Annotated in this window: 18 protein-coding genes; 2 read left to right on the forward strand and 16 right to left on the reverse strand. The window is 46.3% G+C overall.

Going from position 1 to position 17,198, the window contains the following annotated elements:
- Nucleotides 1–2 precede the first annotated feature (2 nt).
- The 5 genes from G4D54_11365 to G4D54_11385 are packed head-to-tail and all read right to left on the reverse strand — an operon-like array spanning nucleotide 3 to nucleotide 3,855.
- Complete coding sequence (locus G4D54_11365) at nucleotides 3–500, reverse strand: GNAT family N-acetyltransferase (GenBank protein ID QJA03003.1); 498 nt, start codon at nucleotides 498–500, stop codon at nucleotides 3–5.
- Nucleotides 497–1,090 (reverse strand): hypothetical protein, encoded by a 594-nt coding sequence (locus G4D54_11370; GenBank protein ID QJA03004.1) that lies wholly within the window; start codon nucleotides 1,088–1,090, stop codon nucleotides 497–499. The genes G4D54_11365 and G4D54_11370 overlap by 4 nt, the downstream gene beginning before the upstream one ends.
- Nucleotides 1,087–1,596, reverse strand: coding sequence for a tRNA (cytidine(34)-2'-O)-methyltransferase (locus tag G4D54_11375; GenBank protein QJA03005.1), 510 nt, complete (start codon nucleotides 1,594–1,596; stop codon nucleotides 1,087–1,089). Before G4D54_11375 ends, G4D54_11370 begins: the two co-directional genes overlap by 4 nt.
- A gap of 1 nt (nucleotide 1,597) precedes the next feature.
- A complete protein-coding gene (gene rdgB, locus G4D54_11380; GenBank protein ID QJA03006.1) occupies nucleotides 1,598–2,185 on the reverse strand; it encodes an RdgB/HAM1 family non-canonical purine NTP pyrophosphatase in 588 nt (195 codons plus the stop codon).
- A complete protein-coding gene (locus G4D54_11385; protein QJA03007.1) occupies nucleotides 2,182–3,855 on the reverse strand; it encodes a DUF4080 domain-containing protein in 1,674 nt (557 codons plus the stop codon). Before G4D54_11385 ends, rdgB begins: the two co-directional genes overlap by 4 nt.
- A 70-nt stretch (nucleotides 3,856–3,925) precedes the next feature.
- Between G4D54_11385 and G4D54_11390 the strand changes: the two genes are divergently transcribed.
- Nucleotides 3,926–4,756 carry a phosphotransferase gene (locus tag G4D54_11390; protein ID QJA03008.1) on the forward strand — a complete coding sequence of 277 codons (831 nt, stop codon included), beginning with the start codon at nucleotides 3,926–3,928 and terminating at the stop codon, nucleotides 4,754–4,756.
- A 91-nt stretch (nucleotides 4,757–4,847) separates the two neighbouring features.
- Here the strand turns inward: G4D54_11390 and G4D54_11395 are convergent, their stop codons facing one another.
- The 7 genes from G4D54_11395 to G4D54_11425 form a co-directional block, all read right to left on the reverse strand.
- Entirely contained in the window at nucleotides 4,848–6,182 is a 1,335-nt protein-coding gene (locus G4D54_11395; protein ID QJA05191.1) for an ABC transporter permease subunit, read from the reverse strand.
- Nucleotides 6,182–6,382, reverse strand: a complete 201-nt coding sequence (locus G4D54_11400; protein QJA03009.1) for a hypothetical protein — start codon at nucleotides 6,380–6,382, stop codon at nucleotides 6,182–6,184. Before G4D54_11400 ends, G4D54_11395 begins: the two co-directional genes overlap by 1 nt.
- 8 nt (nucleotides 6,383–6,390) lie before the next feature.
- Nucleotides 6,391–7,344 carry an ABC transporter permease gene (locus G4D54_11405; protein ID QJA05192.1) on the reverse strand — a complete coding sequence of 318 codons (954 nt, stop codon included), beginning with the start codon at nucleotides 7,342–7,344 and terminating at the stop codon, nucleotides 6,391–6,393.
- Between the two features lie 40 nt (nucleotides 7,345–7,384).
- Nucleotides 7,385–8,551 (reverse strand): ABC transporter permease subunit, encoded by a 1,167-nt coding sequence (locus G4D54_11410; protein QJA03010.1) that lies wholly within the window; start codon nucleotides 8,549–8,551, stop codon nucleotides 7,385–7,387.
- Nucleotides 8,548–9,441 carry an ABC transporter ATP-binding protein gene (locus tag G4D54_11415; protein ID QJA03011.1) on the reverse strand — a complete coding sequence of 298 codons (894 nt, stop codon included), beginning with the start codon at nucleotides 9,439–9,441 and terminating at the stop codon, nucleotides 8,548–8,550. Before G4D54_11415 ends, G4D54_11410 begins: the two co-directional genes overlap by 4 nt.
- Nucleotides 9,442–9,543: 102 nt before the next feature.
- Entirely contained in the window at nucleotides 9,544–10,566 is a 1,023-nt protein-coding gene (locus G4D54_11420) for a LacI family transcriptional regulator (protein QJA03012.1), read from the reverse strand.
- A gap of 50 nt (nucleotides 10,567–10,616) precedes the next feature.
- The gene (locus G4D54_11425) at nucleotides 10,617–11,495 is read right to left on the reverse strand and encodes a Cof-type HAD-IIB family hydrolase (protein ID QJA03013.1); all 879 of its coding nucleotides are present in this window, start codon (nucleotides 11,493–11,495) and stop codon (nucleotides 10,617–10,619) included.
- A 102-nt stretch (nucleotides 11,496–11,597) separates the two neighbouring features.
- Here G4D54_11425 and bcp point away from each other — a divergent pair, with 102 nt between their 5' ends.
- The gene (bcp, locus tag G4D54_11430) at nucleotides 11,598–12,062 is read left to right on the forward strand and encodes a thioredoxin-dependent thiol peroxidase (GenBank protein QJA03014.1); all 465 of its coding nucleotides are present in this window, start codon (nucleotides 11,598–11,600) and stop codon (nucleotides 12,060–12,062) included.
- Nucleotides 12,063–12,443: 381 nt separating this feature from the next.
- Here the strand turns inward: bcp and G4D54_11435 are convergent, their stop codons facing one another.
- The 4 genes from G4D54_11435 to G4D54_11450 form a co-directional block, all read right to left on the reverse strand.
- The gene (locus G4D54_11435; protein QJA03015.1) at nucleotides 12,444–12,977 is read right to left on the reverse strand and encodes a hypothetical protein; all 534 of its coding nucleotides are present in this window, start codon (nucleotides 12,975–12,977) and stop codon (nucleotides 12,444–12,446) included.
- Nucleotides 12,965–15,031 (reverse strand): hypothetical protein, encoded by a 2,067-nt coding sequence (locus G4D54_11440; protein QJA03016.1) that lies wholly within the window; start codon nucleotides 15,029–15,031, stop codon nucleotides 12,965–12,967. The genes G4D54_11435 and G4D54_11440 overlap by 13 nt, the downstream gene beginning before the upstream one ends.
- 253 nt (nucleotides 15,032–15,284) lie before the next feature.
- Nucleotides 15,285–16,904: a chaperonin GroEL gene (gene groL / locus G4D54_11445; GenBank protein ID QJA03017.1), complete on the reverse strand. Its 1,620-nt coding sequence runs from the start codon at nucleotides 16,902–16,904 to the stop codon at nucleotides 15,285–15,287.
- A 22-nt stretch (nucleotides 16,905–16,926) separates the two neighbouring features.
- Nucleotides 16,927–17,193: a co-chaperone GroES gene (locus G4D54_11450; GenBank protein QJA03018.1), complete on the reverse strand. Its 267-nt coding sequence runs from the start codon at nucleotides 17,191–17,193 to the stop codon at nucleotides 16,927–16,929.
- Nucleotides 17,194–17,198: the final 5 nt, after the last annotated feature.

Below are 17,198 nucleotides of genomic sequence, written 5' to 3' on the forward strand. Positions count from 1 at the left end.
CATTATTTACGAATACGGTAATAGACACATGTATGCAGATGGCCGCGATAGTCCACCTCTGCTGTTTTCTGTATCCGTTTCATACCGCACTTTTCCATAACGCGGCAGCTTGCAGTATTTTCCTGAAAGGCCCCTGCGCAGATTTCATGATAGCCTTTTTCAAACAGATCTGCTATTACTGCCTGTAACATCTCTGTGGCATAGCCGTGATTATGATGTGCCGGATGGATCACATACCCCAGCTCAATGCAGCTTTTTTCTGCATCCACAGTATTGACAAACCCGATGAGCTGATCACCAAGATAGATTCCACGCTCATAACGCGCTTCCTCATATGACCATTCCTTGAATTGATGAAACAGGCGCTCTGCCATGGATTTTGTTGCAAAATCCGGAATCATAAAGGTTTTCTTAATTTCTTCATTGCACAGCAGATTCACCATGCCGGTACAGTCTGCTTCCTGAAAGGGCTGTATGCTCAGCCGTTTTGTCTTTATCATAAGCTGCCTCCAGTTTCTTGTTCTTCCAATTCTTCTACCCGTATCTGCAATGCCAGATAATAGGATTTCAGCTGCCTGCGTGTATAATAGAATAGAAAGCATAATAGCACCCCGCCAAGAACACACAAAATTCCGCCGATACAGCGGATATAGACGACTGCCTGTGCCAGCGATGTGCTGGAAAGTCCCTGCCAGGTACAGAAAAAGATACCACCTGCCGCAAGCAGTGCGGCACTCAGCACAACGGTCGTACTCCGCTTTTTCTCTACAGCCGGGAAGACGAGCAGAAACAGCAGTGCCGTTACCACCTCAAATGGACGCAGCTCCTTCAGCAGAACTGTGATCGCCTTTGTAAAAGAAAAGGATGCAAGGGAAATCGTATCCAGAATAATACGTGATACATAGGTCTGTGAAATCAGCGGCTCCTTCAGCAACGCGAATACTGAGGGATAATCAGATAGCTGCAGCAGGCGAAGGCCGAGAAACAGATAGGGCAGCACGAGCAGTATGCATGAGGATAAGGCAATTAAATACAATAAATGCCGGCGCTTTGCCCGTGTATCGACGAATTGATCGAGCCATTCAATCATGTTGTCAGCCAATCCTCTCCCTTAATAACCTCAACACCGGAAAGACCCGGATAATCCAGCTGCCGCAAAGCCTCATAGAGGATGATTGCCGCGCAGTTGCTGAGGTTTAAGGAACGCGCATTGGCCACCATGGGAAGGCGCATACAGTGCTCCAGCTGCCGGGAAAGAATCGTCTTGGGAATTCCTGTACTCTCTTTGCCCAGAATAAAATAGATATCGCCCTCACATTTGGTAAAGTCAAACTGCGAAGGTGCTTTTTTGCCGTATCTCGTCATATAATAATAATTATCACTGGGATTTTGCTGAGTGAATTCCTCCCAGCTTTTATAGATTGTATACTCCAGCTCCTTCACATAATCCATACCCGCTCTTTTCAGATGCTGTTCATCCAGTGAAAAGCCCAGCGGCTGTATCAGATGCAGACGGGTGCCGGTTGCCATACAGGTCCGCATCATGTTACCGGTGTTCTGCGGGATTTCCGGTTCATATAGTACAAGGTGCAGCATATCATTTCTCCTTTTCCATAAAGGCTACCAGCTTTGCCAGCGCACGCCCGCGATGGGAAACACGGTTTTTCTGTTCCTCACTCACATTTGCCAGTGTGGTTCCATAAGGCGGATAATAGAAAATAGGGTCATAGCCAAAGCCCTTTGCGCCTTCCATATGGTCTGCCACAATGCCCTCTACGACTCCGGTAAAGACATGCTCACTGCCATCTGCCTGCACATAGGCGATCGCACAGATAAACTGACAGCCCTTATCCTCGGCATGCCTGCATTGATCGATCAGATATTGATTTTTCACATCATAGGAGGTATCCCTGCCCATAAAGCGTGCGGAATAGATACCCGGTGCGCCATCCAGTGCATTGACAGCAAGACCGCTGTCATCCGCAATCACCTCGATTCCCAGACGCTCATGAATTGCCTTTGCCTTAATCAGGGCATTTTCTTCAAAGGTTGTCCCTGTTTCTTCAATCTCGATATCCTCCTTTAGATCGAGCAATGTCTTCACGGTATATCCAAGCGGCCTGAGCATTTCTTCAAATTCCTGCGCCTTATGCGCATTGGCGCTTGCAAGCATGATTTCTTTCATCGTGTCATCTCCTTGATTTCTGTTATTTTCTCATTGATAAACCACTGTCTCGGATATTGCTGGTGACGATTGTACAGCACCAGCTGATAGCCTGCTTCCCCGCAATAGCCGATATCCGCCACACCATAGCGAAACAGCGTATCCTGATTGGCAATCCCCTGCTTCAGGGCAAAGGAAAGCAGCTCCTTTTTTTTCTCCAGCGTTACCCATGGCCGTGTGAAGCGATGCGGCTTCTGTTTAAAATTACGGTAATACTGCATCAGCAGGATGGCATCCACCAGACGTTCATCCTGTGTATTCAGTAACGGATAAAAGCAGCGAAACAGCTCATAGGGCTGATAGGGACGAGGCAGCTTTTCATACTCCTGTCCCAGATCCATAAATAATGCAAATGCACTCTCATACCAGTGCAGCTTCAGGATTGCGGTAATCACACTGCGACAGGCTGCGCTGTTCCAGAATTTTTCAACCGCCTCTGCACACGCATGAATCCGCTGCATCTCCTCTTCCTTCAGCCACGCACTGGCCCGAACATCATAGGGGGCATTTTCCTGAAACACGAAGTGATAGCTTTCCCGCTGACTTCGCAGCTTGGTTCCCTTCAGCAGCTTGAGAATACCAAGCTGCAGCTCACTGGCCTGCAGGGAAAACAGAGTATCAAAGGAGACCTGAAACAAATTCAGATCCTCATAGGGCAGACCGGCAATCAAATCCACATGCATGACAGCACCGCTTGCCTTCAGTCGCTGAATGACCTCTATGAGACGTTCGTTATTCTGGGTGCGTCCAACCGCGTGCAGCGTCCTGGTATGAAAGGACTGCACGCCGATTTCAAAGCGGAAGCGACCGGGAACAGCCTCCTCACAGAAAAACTGCAGCAGCTCCTCACTCAGTGTTTCCGCAACGATTTCAAATTGGAAAATCTGATGAGTACAGTATTCATTCATATAGCGTGCAATCTGCAAAGCGCGCTTGGGATCTGCATTGAAGGTGCGATCCAGCAGCTTCACCTGCGTTACTCTGCTGTCCTTCAGCTTGTGCAGTATCCTCATGATATACTCCATGGAAAACATGCGGACAGCTCGATCGGCGGAGGACAGGCAGTAGGTGCAGCCGTATGGACAGCCTCTGCTTGTCTCCAGATAAAAATACTGCCTGTCCATCCCCGCCTCATCCATTTCCATGAAATACGGTGCTTCAAAGCGCTCCAGCCATGCAAGGTCAGTTTTGCGATATTCCGTATTGGGATACTGCTTTGTGTAAATACCTGAAACCGGATACGCTTTTGCTTCCTCCAGCATGGTGATGTATTCCCATACACTCTGTTCCCCTTCTCCGATACTGATGGCATCCACACCCTCATCCAGCAGATCATAGGACTCGTAGCTGACCTCCGGACCACCAACCAGTATATGCAGATTGCTGTTTTGCTGCTTCAGCAAAACAATGACCCTTCGGATCAGCTGAATATTCCATATATAGCAGCTGAAGCATACCACCTCCGGCTGTACGGATAAAATATCCTGTGCGATCCACTCCTCCTGCTCTTTTATCGTATATTCCCTTATCGTGACGCATTCCTTATGCGGAGCTGTCGTATACAGCCAGCGCAAAGCAAGATTCTTATGTATATATTTAGCATTGCATGTCGTCAGCAGAACTTTTTTCACTTCTTCACCTTCTCGCTATTTATTCTAACAAATTTTACTTAAATATGCTATGATTAAACAGGTGATATGAATGAAAGCAATGGATTTTCTGGATACGCTGTTTTTCGATCCGGATATTACGATACGTGATATGCATAAAGGGCTGACCAATCAGAACTTCCTTCTGGAAATGAATCAGGAAACATATGTCCTGCGCATTCCCCGCGCAGACAGCGAGCATATTGTGAACCGGCATCACGAAACGATGGCTCTGGAGGCTGTGCGGGATGCGGATATCGATGTGGAAACGATTTATTATGATGAAGCAAGCGGCTATAAGGTTACACGGTATCTGCCGGATGCCAGAACCTACAGAGAATGCGAAGACCCCTGCAAGCTGGAACGGACAGCTGCCCTTATGAAACGGTTCCATTCGCTGCAGAAGCGTGTGGATGCCGATTTTGAACCGATTCGTCGACTGCAGGGCTATCGAAACCGCCTCCGGCAGCCGCTGTACGATCTGACCCCGTATGAGGATGCCATACAGGCAGTTTATCATTTAAACAACCCCCGTATCCTCTGTCATAACGACTGGGTGGATGGGAATATCCTGTTTACAAAGGATAAGACCTATCTGATTGATTTTGAATATGCCGCTAACAACGATCCGCTGTTTGATGTCATGTCCTTTCTGAGTGAGAACCAGATAGAGGATCCAGCCCTGCGGGAGCGCTTCTATGCCGTGTATTTCAACGAAATGAATGCTACCGTGCGCAGGCAGCTTGATATCTGGGAGAATTTCCAGAATCTGTTATGGTGCTGCTGGGCGATGATGATGTGGGAAAGCCGCCATGAGAGCGTATACCGCGCAATTGCCCGTGATAAATACGAGGCCTTAAAAAGAAAAAATCCGAACACCTGATACCGTTGTGCCAAAGCTTCTCAACGTTGCTGTGATATGTTGTTTCGCATACGTTGAAGCTGGCTGATGCTGCCGCAGGTGAGCGGATTTTTTATGCTGCATCCTTTTTCCGGAAGATCCAGCGTGTTGCAACATACAGGAGTCCGCAGGATATTCCCAACGTCAGAATACCATTCAGATAGGTATAGGACGTATAGCCGCTGAGAATGTCCACGGGATTGAAATAGGTGAACGGAAGCCATGCATACCATGTCTCGGTATTGGCCGGCTGTGCAATTCCCATGCCAAGCAGCAGAATGGCAAGCGTCAGAACCAGTGATGTCATCTTGTTTCTGCAAATGGCATTAAACAGCATATTCAGCAGCATGCAGAAGAGGATGACAAGCAGCGCCATCAGGACACACCAGCCTGTGAACTGCCACATCGGCAAAAAATCAAATTTGGAATTCGGACTCTGTGTCTGATAAGGAATGGAAAAATACCGCGTAATTCCAAGCGTATATGTCATTGCATTATTTTCTTCTGTTTCCGCCAGGGTGTTCTCCATCTGTTCCAAAGAGGTCAATCCCTGCACATTGGACAACACCGGTGCCTGCATACGCTCATAGTGATCAAAGATGCCGAAGCACAGGGAAAGCAGCAGAAGCGGTATAAAGAATATGGCACACAGCGCCGCAAGATTGGTGCGTATTTTCTGGTGCAGATAACAAATGCGTTTGCGTGGCTGTGACAGCAGTGTTTTGATAACCCCGCTATCCCGGTCCTCATGAATGGAGTCAAAGCACAGAAGCGTGATCAATATAACCGGCAGTATCGGAAACAGGGAGCGCATGAACTGTACGATCAGCGTAGCGCTGTCCGTTGTGGAATAGGTCAAAGTGGCAATCCCCTGCTTTTCCAGCTGATCATAAAACCGGGCGGTGAACTGATAATACGGAAACATCTGAGTTTCATCATTGTCCATGTAGCTGTTCGCCCAATCCTCTGATATTTCACGATCGGAAAATTCCGGAAGCTTTCGTTCCTTGCGCAATGCCTCCAGCGTATCCTCCTTCGTTACATATTCACGATAATACAAATCGAAGTTCCGTGTAGCATACAGAGCGGAAACACGTCTTGCATGCAGCAGATTCACTTCGGCATAATTTTTATTCACAGCCCTCCAGTCCTTATTCTGGATGGCTGATTTTAAGCGCTCACTCTTCTGTGTCAGGGTTTTGAAATACGCGGCATTGTCATCCGTCATCAGCATGAACAGCTGATGCTTCACTTTGTTCTCCGCCTCCAGTGCATCAGCGTAGAGCGCTCTGTGCTCGGTTGCTGCCTTCTCATTCAAATCCACTGCGCTCAGCACACCGCACAGCAGGACACAGACCATGGCAATCCACAGCTTTCTCTTACGCAGCAGTTTTTTTATTTCCAGCATCATCGCATACCTCCTTCCAGGTCGGATCGGTTAATCACGTGTATGGTCCCGACAAATAAAAGCGGCAGCCACAGCGCACACATCATCATACACAGGGTACTGTTCGCTGCATATTCCTGTGCAGCAATTTCCAGCGGATGCAGATAGAAAAACGGAATCCAGGAAAACAGAGGGGACGAATTTCCAAAGATACGCATCATGAAATATATCACAAGCAAAAGGGAGCCGATACACAGCAGCGTATTGGACACCGTCTTCTGCCAAGATGCCAGCCATGCTGCCGCACAATATAGCACAAAACCACAAGCATGGAAAGCGGCACCGCTTTGATCATTAAGGATGACCAGGTACTCACCTCATACGAGCGAACGATGTATGGGTATTGCATGCTTCCCAGTCCATGCTGCAGAAGGGGCAGGATGGAAAACAGCAGCAGAGCAATCGTAAAGGAAAGCAGAATTACAAAGGATGCTGTCAGCAGTTTGGCAATCAGCAGAGTACCTCTGGAGATTGGCATACTGTATATGAGCTTATATGTCCCACTCTCAAAATCATGGCAAATCTGATCCGCCATCAATACGCCAACAACAAGCAGCAGCAACAGCATGGTATCCTGTTGAACTATCTGCATAAGAAAGTCTAACAGTGTCGGCTCATAGGGACTGGTATACGGCTTTATATCATGATTGAGGAAATACGCATAATAGGTATGATCACGGTGCAGCGTATCCTTTGTTATCCCCAGCTCCTTCACCATGTCCATGGATAAACCAAGCTCCTGCAGCTTCTGATAACCCAGTGCACGCTCCTTTGCATAGCGAACGGTATCATGCCAGTCAAAATATTCAGGAGATTGCTGCATATTGGTCCAGGAGGATGTCGCGTATTGGATATCACACCTCAAATACGCCTCCTCCCGCTGCTTCGGGGCTTCCTCCTCTTTCGGTGTACGCTGCAGATTGAACAGCAGTGTCTGACATTGATTATCTGCGACAGGATTTTCATAATGCAGCTGCATGACCAGTGCATCCCCATATGCCCTTTCCTTCTTTAAAGCAATTGCATATACTGCCGCAAAGAAACATAGAAATGCGAGAACGGATACCAGAAACCGCTTTGCTTTCCAGCTTTTCCGTATTTCCGCATACAGCAGAGCCCTCATGCAGTCCCCCTGTCCTGCCGGTATACGCAGAATCGCCGCTTCATGAGCGGACACCACCTTCCAAATCCCGTTTTTCTATGATAAAAATATGCAGCAGGAAAAACACAAGGCTGCCGGCAATGCAGAGAATTGTACACGGAAGCAAGTCCAACGTGAAATCATGCGCAGCGATTTCCATCGGATATATGTAGAAGAACGGTATCCAGGAAAACAGCGGTATGGAATATCCGAATATACGGATGAGGAAGTAAATGAGGATCAGCAGGGAGCCGATACAAAGCATGGTGTTGGATATCGTTTTCTGCCAGGAGGCCAGCAGCGCGGCCACAGTCATATAAAAGAGAATTACAAGAAGGGAGAACGGCAGGATCCGCTGCAGCAGCCATGTCCATGATACGACATCATAGGTATGTACAATGTACGGATATGCACTGCTTCCCATTCCATAGGCCGACAGCGGCACAACGGAAAATACAGCGAGTGCAGCCGGAAGGGTTAACAGAATTACAGCTGCAGCGGCGGATACCTTTGCGATAATAAGCTTTTTTCTGGAAATCAGCTGACTGTATATGGCTTTATAGGTGCCGCTGTCATAGTCATGACAAATCTGATCTGCCATTAACAGTGATACAACAACAATGAGCAGCAGCATCGTATCATGCTGAAACATCTGAAGGATGAAGTTTAAGAGATTGGGCTCATACGGTGTTGTGTATGGCGGTATATCCTGTGCTTCAAAATAACGGTAATACGCCCTGTCCGTTTCCAGGGTTTTCCTTGTGATTCCATAGCCCTTCAGCTCATCGTGGTAGTAACCGCGATCCATCAGCGCAAGAAGGGTTTCGGCACGCCCTATGGCATAGGCATTTGTATTATGCCAGTCGAAATATTCCGGTGCCTGTCGAAGATATGTCCAGCTGGATACATTATCCGTTACTTTGCACCAGCCGTATGCTTCCTCACGCTGACCCGGTTTTTCTTTCTCAACAGGCGTATTCTGCAAGGTGTACATCAAATCTCCACACCTTGTACTTACGATTGCATTCTGGTAGTGCAGCTGCATGATGAGATCATCCTCATATGCCTTCCCCTTTTGCAGACAGTTTACATACACAACCGAGAAAAAGCAGAGAAAGGCCGCAAAAGCCACGAGAACCCGTTTTCCCCTCCAGCTTTTCCTTAATTCTGCCAGAATGATTTTTTTCATGAACCATCACCATATACTTCCCGGTAAACAGACTCGATATCCACATTTTCCTTAACGATATCCATGATATCAATATGCAGACGCAGCAGCTCTTGCAGATAGGCATTCATCCCCTTTTCATTACGAAAATGCGCCTTTATCCCCTGATCAACCCGCTCAAGCTGTGCATCCTCCATATGAATCGCTGCGGCTTCCGCCAAATCCTTTTCCTGCATGTAAAAGGTATATATATATGCATTGTGTATGGCAGACGGCGTTTCCACGATTTCTCCCTGATTGATACAGATGATCCGGTCCGCAACTTTTTCTATTTCACCCAGCTGATGTGAGGATATAAGAATTGACACATCCTCATCATCCGCCAGCTGCCGCAGCTCCTGACGCAGCTCCATGATACCTCTGGGATCGAGTCCGTTTGTCGGCTCATCCAAAATCAGAAATTTCGGATGCCCCAGCAGTGCAATTCCAAGACCCAGACGCTGCTTCATCCCCATGGAATACTGGCCTGCACGCTTATCAAGACTCTTATGCAGACGGGTGAAGGACGCAATTTCTTCTATCCGTTTCTGATCGACATGCTTCAGTCTTGCGAAATACTGCAGATTCTCATAGCCGCTCAGCGTCGGAAACAGCCCCGGTGCCTCAATCATCGCCGATACATACTGTAAAGCGAGCTCCCGCTCCTTTGCGAGATCATGTCCCTCGATAATGATCTGTCCGCTGGTTGGATATATCAATGACGCCATGCATTTCATTGTAGTTGATTTTCCTGCCCCGTTCGGTCCGATAAACCCTACGATCTCATGATCCTGAATCGAAAAGCTCACATTTTTCAAAACCTTATGCTTTCCGAAGGATTTGCACAGATTTCTCACTTCAGCCCTTATCATATGTTCACTCCCTAACTTTTATAAAGCCATTGTAAATGGTTACAAAGGAAATTGCAATAGTATCTCTTTTTTTCAGAAAAAAAGCTGATATCTGAATATCAGCTAACGTACGCTTTCTCCTTCAAAAATCGAGAAGGCAGCCGTCTGTTCCTTAACAGCAGTTTTTTCAATCAATGCATTCATATGCGCTGCGATATCCCTGGCATATGCTGTATAATCATATGCGAGTGCATGAAGAGCAGGTGACATCACGCGGCAAATCTCATGTCCGCCAAAGCTGATTACCGATGCATTCTGCGGAATCGCGATATGATATTCCCTTGCGAATTTGGTTAGGGGAATCGCCATCTCATCACGTTCCAGTAAAAGAAGATCAATTTTCTCCGTAAAGATTTCTTTTATTTTCTCATAGATATCCGCATAGCTGCCAGTACAGAGAATCACCTTGAGATCGATGGGCTGCCGTTTTTCATGATAGCAGTTTCGGATTCCCTGCAGCCGCTGATCCGCGAGCATCTGATCAACCCCGAGATAACGGACAACCAGCTGCTGCTTTTTCAGCATATAGGCTCCCAGCACCTCTCCGGCCTGTACCTCATGCAAACAACAGCAGTTCAGCTGTTCTTTATCCTCGTTCAGGAACAGAACCGGAATCGAGGTCGTACGCATCTGCTTCTGAATAAACTCCACACTGGAACAGCCTTCGATGATGATGCCGTTCACATTTTGTACAATATAGGAGGTAAGATATTTTTCCTCCAGCTCCTCCATTCCATCGGTCACACAGATTGAGAATGTGATGCCCTGCTCCTTCAGCACATCCTTCAATGCATGAATTATATTTCTTGTGCGGGGCAGCGCAATATCCTTAACCAGCACACCGAGCCGGTAATTTTTCTGTTTTACCCTGCCTGTGTGCTTCCCTTTTTCACTCTTTGTCTCCGCCGTTTTGTCATTTGCTTTATCTGTTTTACTTCCTCTGGCAACATAACCGGTTTCTTCAATGGCAGCACGTATCTTCTCTGCTATTTCCTCCCGTACATTTTCCTGTTTGAGATAGCGGGATACGGTTGCTTTGGAAACACCGGCAAGTTCAGCAACGTCCGCAATGGTAGCTTTTTTCATACTTCGAACATCCTTTCCATGAGTCATATAGCTTTATTTTACCTTATTTTCTATAAATTGGAAACCCTTTTTTCAGTAGCAGCCTCCAGAAGCTGTTCCAGCACGTGGGCCACCCCATGCGCTGCATTGCTCAATGTCTGATAGCCGGCGGCTTCCTTTATGATATCTTCGGCATTTGCCATTGCAAAACTGTAACGAAATTCCCGCATCATGGACAGATCATTCAGACTGTCACCGAATACCATCACCTCATCCGGATGCAGCCCCTGTTTTGCGCAGAGCTTTTTCAAAGCCAGACCCTTTTGCGCATCGCTTGCTGTTATTTCTATATTATCGGCCACAGAATTCGTTACCGATGTCTGTTTCATGCCGGAAAGCTGCATCCGCACTGATTGCAGCTGCTGTGCATCATCCCCAAAGGCTTCCAGCTTATAAATAATCGGCTCCTCCATCAGATATTGAAAGGGATCATCGATTTCTCTGTCATACCTTCCAAAGGAGGATGTTTCCATGAGCTCATGAATTTCTTTATCCCGCATCCCCTGCTTGCGCATATGCCGGATAAACATTGCTCTGCCCTGTTTCGGTGTACTGCTCACAATTCCTTCACCGGTATACATATGGTAGGGCAGCGTGCTTTCCTCCAGAATTCGCAATGCTGCCTCAGCGATTCCCGGCGTCAAGGGTGTATGAGACAGCCGTTTTCCATACGCATCTGTAATCAAGGCACCGTTCAGCAGCAGACAGTCACAGTGAATTCCTTCTTTTTTGAACATGGGCGCAACACTTTGATAATTTCGTCCTGTCGCCACCATAAAGTTGATACCTGCCTTATGAAGTCTTTGTATCGCCTGAATATTGCGCTGTGACAGCTGATGGTTTTCATCCAGCAGCGTGCCGTCCAGATCACATGCCACAAGTTTTATCATATAATACCCTCACTTTCACATACCTGTTTATTTTACCATGCATTCGACTTTCTTCACAATGAAAATCGTGCTAGAATAAAGAAAAGACAGGAGTTGATCGATATGCTGGAAACTGGCAGCAAGGCCATTGATTTTACATTACCGGATGAACATGGCAATCCGATTGCTTTACATGACTTCAAGGGAAAGAAGGTCGTTTTGTATTTTTATCCAAAGGATAATACACCGGGATGCACCAAACAGGCATGTGCATTCAAGGCAGCCTACGAGGAGTTTAAACGGGAGGATATCGTCGTAATCGGAATCAGCAAGGATTCCAGTGCTTCCCATATAAAATTTAAAGAGAAGTATGAGCTTCCCTTCCTTCTGTTGTCGGATACAGAACTGAGCGTTATTCAGGCCTACGATGTCTGGAAGGAGAAAAAGCTGTACGGGAAGACCTATATGGGAGTAACACGTTCCACGTATGTCATCGATGAGGAGGGAGTTATCATCAAAACCTTTGAGAAGGCCAGTCCCGCCAATAACGCTGCCGATATACTGCAGTATGTAAAGGATATCAGATAGACATCATTGTACACGCTTCTTTGAACACAGAAAAAAGCAGCTGTGTGCTGCGTATTCCTTAGGTCATGAAGTGGGGAGATTTCCAATCACAAGCTCGGAAATCTCTTTTTTTCTGTGCTTTTCGCTGATGAGGTTCAGCTATTTTCATGAGCTGTATGGATCCCATGCAGAACAGAGAGAACAAGCAGGCGATTCTGTATTCGCCTGCTTTTAACCGGATACTGTCAACTGCTTTCAGCCTTGCACGAAAGAGACTGCAGATATCCTTTCGGGATTCTTACTCATGGCATAATGCAATAGATCGTATTTAACCATAGAATTTGAGGCCCCTGTTCGCAAACACCCTGCAGTAAAAAGGTTCCTTTTATGACAGCTTCGCTCTTATTTTTTCTGCCGTATCCGCAATCGGCTTTTATGCAGCTGTCGCAGTGCTTCACTGCATGCATTTACCTGAAACCACTGTTCAAGCAGACAGAGAAAACACGAAACCATGGAGAACAAAAGAAGGTGCTCCATAATCATCATGCAGATTTCTCTTGTCAGTCCGCTTGTCTGCACGAAATGCAGGTAAAGCAGTGCTGCTCCTGTATACAGCAAGGTGAACAGCTGAAGTGACGCGGTCACGGAAACAAGCTCACCACCGTAAGAAAGCAGCGCTTTTTTTCTTCTTTGAAAGAGCAGGGCAATTACAATGCATCCGATAGCGAAGCCACCGCCCAAAACAGCTCTGCGAAGCAATGCCTCAGCAGTGTCTGCGTGCAGATAGAGCAGAATGCCGTAAAGCGGTAAATCCAGCAGAAGAAAGATCACCAGTGCAGGGATACGGCAAATGAGAAGGCGATGTCTGGCTTGCAGTAGTAAGACGCTGCAGGCACTGCCTGTCAGAAGGATTGCGGCAACATTCAATGCTTGCATTCCATCATCCCTCCCTTCATTTCCGATAACAGCCTCTGCTGATGCAGTACCGCAAGAAGATGCTGCTGCAGCCACAGTAGCAGGTCGCTGCTCATGATGTATACATAATCCTCCTGTAAAAGTCCCACATCCTCATGAAAGCTATAATACTGTATTTTCATCTGATGCAGATCCTGTATGGATATGGTGTTTAACTGATGCAGAGTTAGCAGGACAGCATTGATTGCATGATACCCGGGCTGTTCAACACTTTGTCGCGCAGCCATCATAACGTAACCATCCTCCTTCGCAAAGGGTACCTCCTGATAAAGCTGTATATAGGTGTTCAGATAGGAGAGAACCTCACATACATAGATTCGAATGTCCTTGTGCTGTACCGGAAGCTGTGAAGCCGCAGCATAATACAGCTGTTCCAGCAATTCTTCTTCCGGATCCCCGCCGTGTTTTTTTCTGCCATGCAGTGCTGAGTTGTAACGGTTGATCCAGAAAAACGGCAGAATAGCCGATATGACATCAACCAGCGATGCGATCAGAAAGCAGATCAGCGCTGTATTGCGCGCCGCCTGCGATTGTGTAAAGCGCGAAAATGCAATTACCGTTATATCTGTGAAGGAATGATGCTTCTGATAGCTTTCATCAAGTGTTTTCATAATCCTGTTCACCGCTTCTTTATCCAAGGCCTGCAATACCTTAGCATGCTCTTTTAATGCATAATAGCTGTCGGATATCTGAAGCTCCAGATCGATACGGAATTTCTGATATTCCTCCTGATGCATATTGCGGAATGGCAGAAAGGCACTCAGCAGACTGGAAACCGTGGATCCCTTTTCCTGCTGGTCAGAGCCCAGAATGTTATGTTTCTGCTGCAGCTTTTGAATATCCGTAAGGGTAAGCTTTTGAAATTCACGGTACTGCCCCACCATTTGAATAACCTGATCCAGACTTATATTCAGCGTTTTCAAATCCTTCATGCCTTCCGCATCAGCTTCCTTCAAAAAGGCGTTCAGTGTATCCAGTAAATGATTGTAGGACATCGTCAGATTCTGAAATTCGGTATATGCCTTTTGTGAAGGCTGCTGACGGGTTTCAGCAGACAGCTCATCCAGCTCTTTTTTCATATGCTTCATACTCGTAGAACTGCTTGCGTTCTGCAGCTGCTTGATAGCTGCTTTCAGCTTTTCAGCCTTCTCCTCATTATCTGCAATCTTCTCCAGAGCCCTGGTCAGCTCCTTTTGATCCGTAGTCTGTGTAACACTGCTTCCTCCATCACTCTGCTGTGATGTGGTTACCGAGGTGGAAGGCTGGATGTTCTGAAGCGTACCGGATTTTTTCTGAATGGATGCGATAGCACTGTCCGTGATCTGTATCAGCTGGTTTGCCTGATTCTGCAAAGAATTCAACGCTCGCTCATAGGACACGTAATCTCCATACAGCGTGCGCAGCTCATCCTTGGCTGCTGCAAAGCTGCTCTGATATTCCTTATACTGATTTTTATAATCATTCAGTGGCGATATTGTATTATTGATGATTCCGACATAGGATGTAAGTACGGAAATACAGACAATCATAAGAAATATCATATAGCGTGTCGGCTTCATATGTGCATGCTGTCCGGCCTGTTTACTGAAGTAAAACAACAAAACCTGAACAACCAGCGCAAACAAAAACGGTGCCAGCGGATTGAGATCGAGCAGATAATAGCGAGCGCCGCGATAGGTTGTTGTCAGCGATATCAGCTGCAGAGCAAAGGTCGCAAACAGTATAATCGTTGTTGCATGCTGACCGGTTCTTGCATTTCTGGGAAATAAAATATCCCTTATCTGCTGACTCTGTTCATCCTCCATGCGCAATATCTGTTTTCTGCTTTTCTGATTCTTCTGACGCAGCTGACAATCCTCTATTCGCTCCCATACCCTCTGCTTCAGCAAAGAAGCGAGCACACCTACACCGCGCAAACCCTTTTTCATACTGTTATACAGAGATAGAAACAGCTGTCCGATATCCTGCAGCGGATGAAACCCATGCTGCCTTCGTTCTTTTTTTTCTTGTTCCATAAAGCCTCCTTTTCCCCTATTGGTATTATAAATAACGAAATTTAAGGAACCTGGTAAAAAAAACAAAAGATTTTCTAAAGAAAAGACAGCATACGGTTACTTTTATGAATTTCTGATATAAACAATTACAATAATACACCGCCTAACTAAAGACGACGTATGGATACTGTACAGCTAACCCTGTGTGCTTAACATAAAAAAACTGCTGCGGATATGCGTCCGTACAGCAGTTTTATATCACCATAGCTTGTTCTTAGTACATTGGTCCGGCAGGCATTGGAGGTACCGGTGCCTCTTTTTCCTTAATTGCTGCAACACCAGCTTCTGTCGTCAGGAACAGAGCGGAAATACTTGCAGAATTGAGAAGTGCACTTCTTGTTACTTTTGTAGGGTCAATGATGCCTTCCTTGAACATATCCACCCAGTTTCCATTCTTCGCATCGAAACCGATGTTTTCTTTTGCAGTTTTCTGCTGTTCAACAATCTCTTCCGCATTGTATCCTGCATTCTCTGCAATCTGTGCAATTGGTGCCAGCAGTGCATCCATGACAACCTTGATACCCTTCTGAACATCCACAACATCGGATTTCAGTTCATCCTTTAATGCGATATAAGCTTCAACCAGAGCAGCACCGCCACCGATTACGATACCTTCCGCAACCGCAGCACGTGTTGCATTCAAAGCATCCTCGATACGCAGCTTCTTTTCTTTCAGCTCGCTTTCTGTAGTTGCTCCAACCTTGATGATGGCAACACCATTGCTCAGCTTACCAAGACGCTCTGCATAACGCTTCTTGTCGTAATCACTCTTGCAATTTTCCATCTGTGCACTGATTTCTTTTACACGTGCGTCAATAGCATCTTTAGAGCCGTTACCACCAATCATTGTCGTATTGTCTTTTGTTACAACTACCTTCTTAACAGTTCCCAAATCTTCCAGCTTCATCTCCTTCAGATCCATGCTTAAATCCTTGGAATAGAAGTTTGCGCCTGTCAGAATTGCGATATCCTTCAGAATTTCCTTCTGGTTATCACCGAAGCCAGGTGCCTTGGTAGCTACTACATTAAAGGTACCACGCAGCTTGTTAACAACCAATGTGGAAGTAACTTCATTTTCAATATCATCTGCAATCAGCAGCAGCGGTTTGTTTGTCTGGACAACCTGCTCCAGAACAGGCAGGATTTCCTGTACATTATTGATTTTCTGGTCAGTGATCAGCACATATGCATTTTCCAGCTCAGCCTGCATTTTTTCATGATCGCTTACCATATATGGAGATACATAGCCCTTGTCATACTGCATACCTTCACTGATTTCCAGCTCTGTATCAAATCCATTGGATTCATCAACGGAAATTACACCGTTGCGTCCAACCTTTTCCATAGACTCGGCAATGATCTTGCCAACTTCCTTGCTTCCGCTGGAAATTGCTGCTACGCTTGCAATATCATTACTCGTTTCCACCTTGCGGGATTTTTCCAGAATATGCTTTGCTGCTTCCTTGCTTGCGTATTCAATTCCCTCTCTCATCAGGACAGGATTTGCTCCCTTTTCCACCTGACGAAGACCGTTGCTGATCATGCTCTGTGCCAGAATAGTAGCAGTGGTTGTACCATCACCGGCAGTATCATTGGTTTTGTTCGCAACCTCATATACCAGCTTGGCACCCATATTTTCAAACTTGTCTTCCAGCTCGATTTCCTTTGCGATGCTGACACCGTCATTGGTGATCAGCGGTGATCCGTATTCTTTCTCCAAAACGACATTACGTCCCTTTGGTCCAAGTGTTACACGTACTGCATCTGCCAGTACATTCACACCATTCAGCATTGCTGTTCTTGCATCTTTTGAAAAACGTACTTCTTTTGCCATGTTCCTTACCTCCTGTTATGTTTTATGCTAATACTGCTAAGATATCTTCTGCTTCTATAATAATGTATTCTTCTTCATCCAGCTTTACATTTGTACCAGAGTACTCTTTATATACCACCTTGTCATTCTCTTTGATATCAGCCTTGCTGTCAGGTCCGATTGCTACCACCGTTGCGTAGCTTGGTACATTCTTTGCATTGTCAGTCAGGATAATTCCGCTCGCTGTCGTCGTTTCCTTCTCTGCCTTTTCTTTCTTCAAAATGACGTTATCGTGTAATGGTTTCAACATATAAA

Origin of the sequence: [Clostridium] innocuum (genome assembly GCA_012317185.1) — a bacterium.
GTDB lineage: Bacteria > Bacillota_I > Bacilli_A > Erysipelotrichales > Erysipelotrichaceae > Clostridium_AQ > Clostridium_AQ innocuum.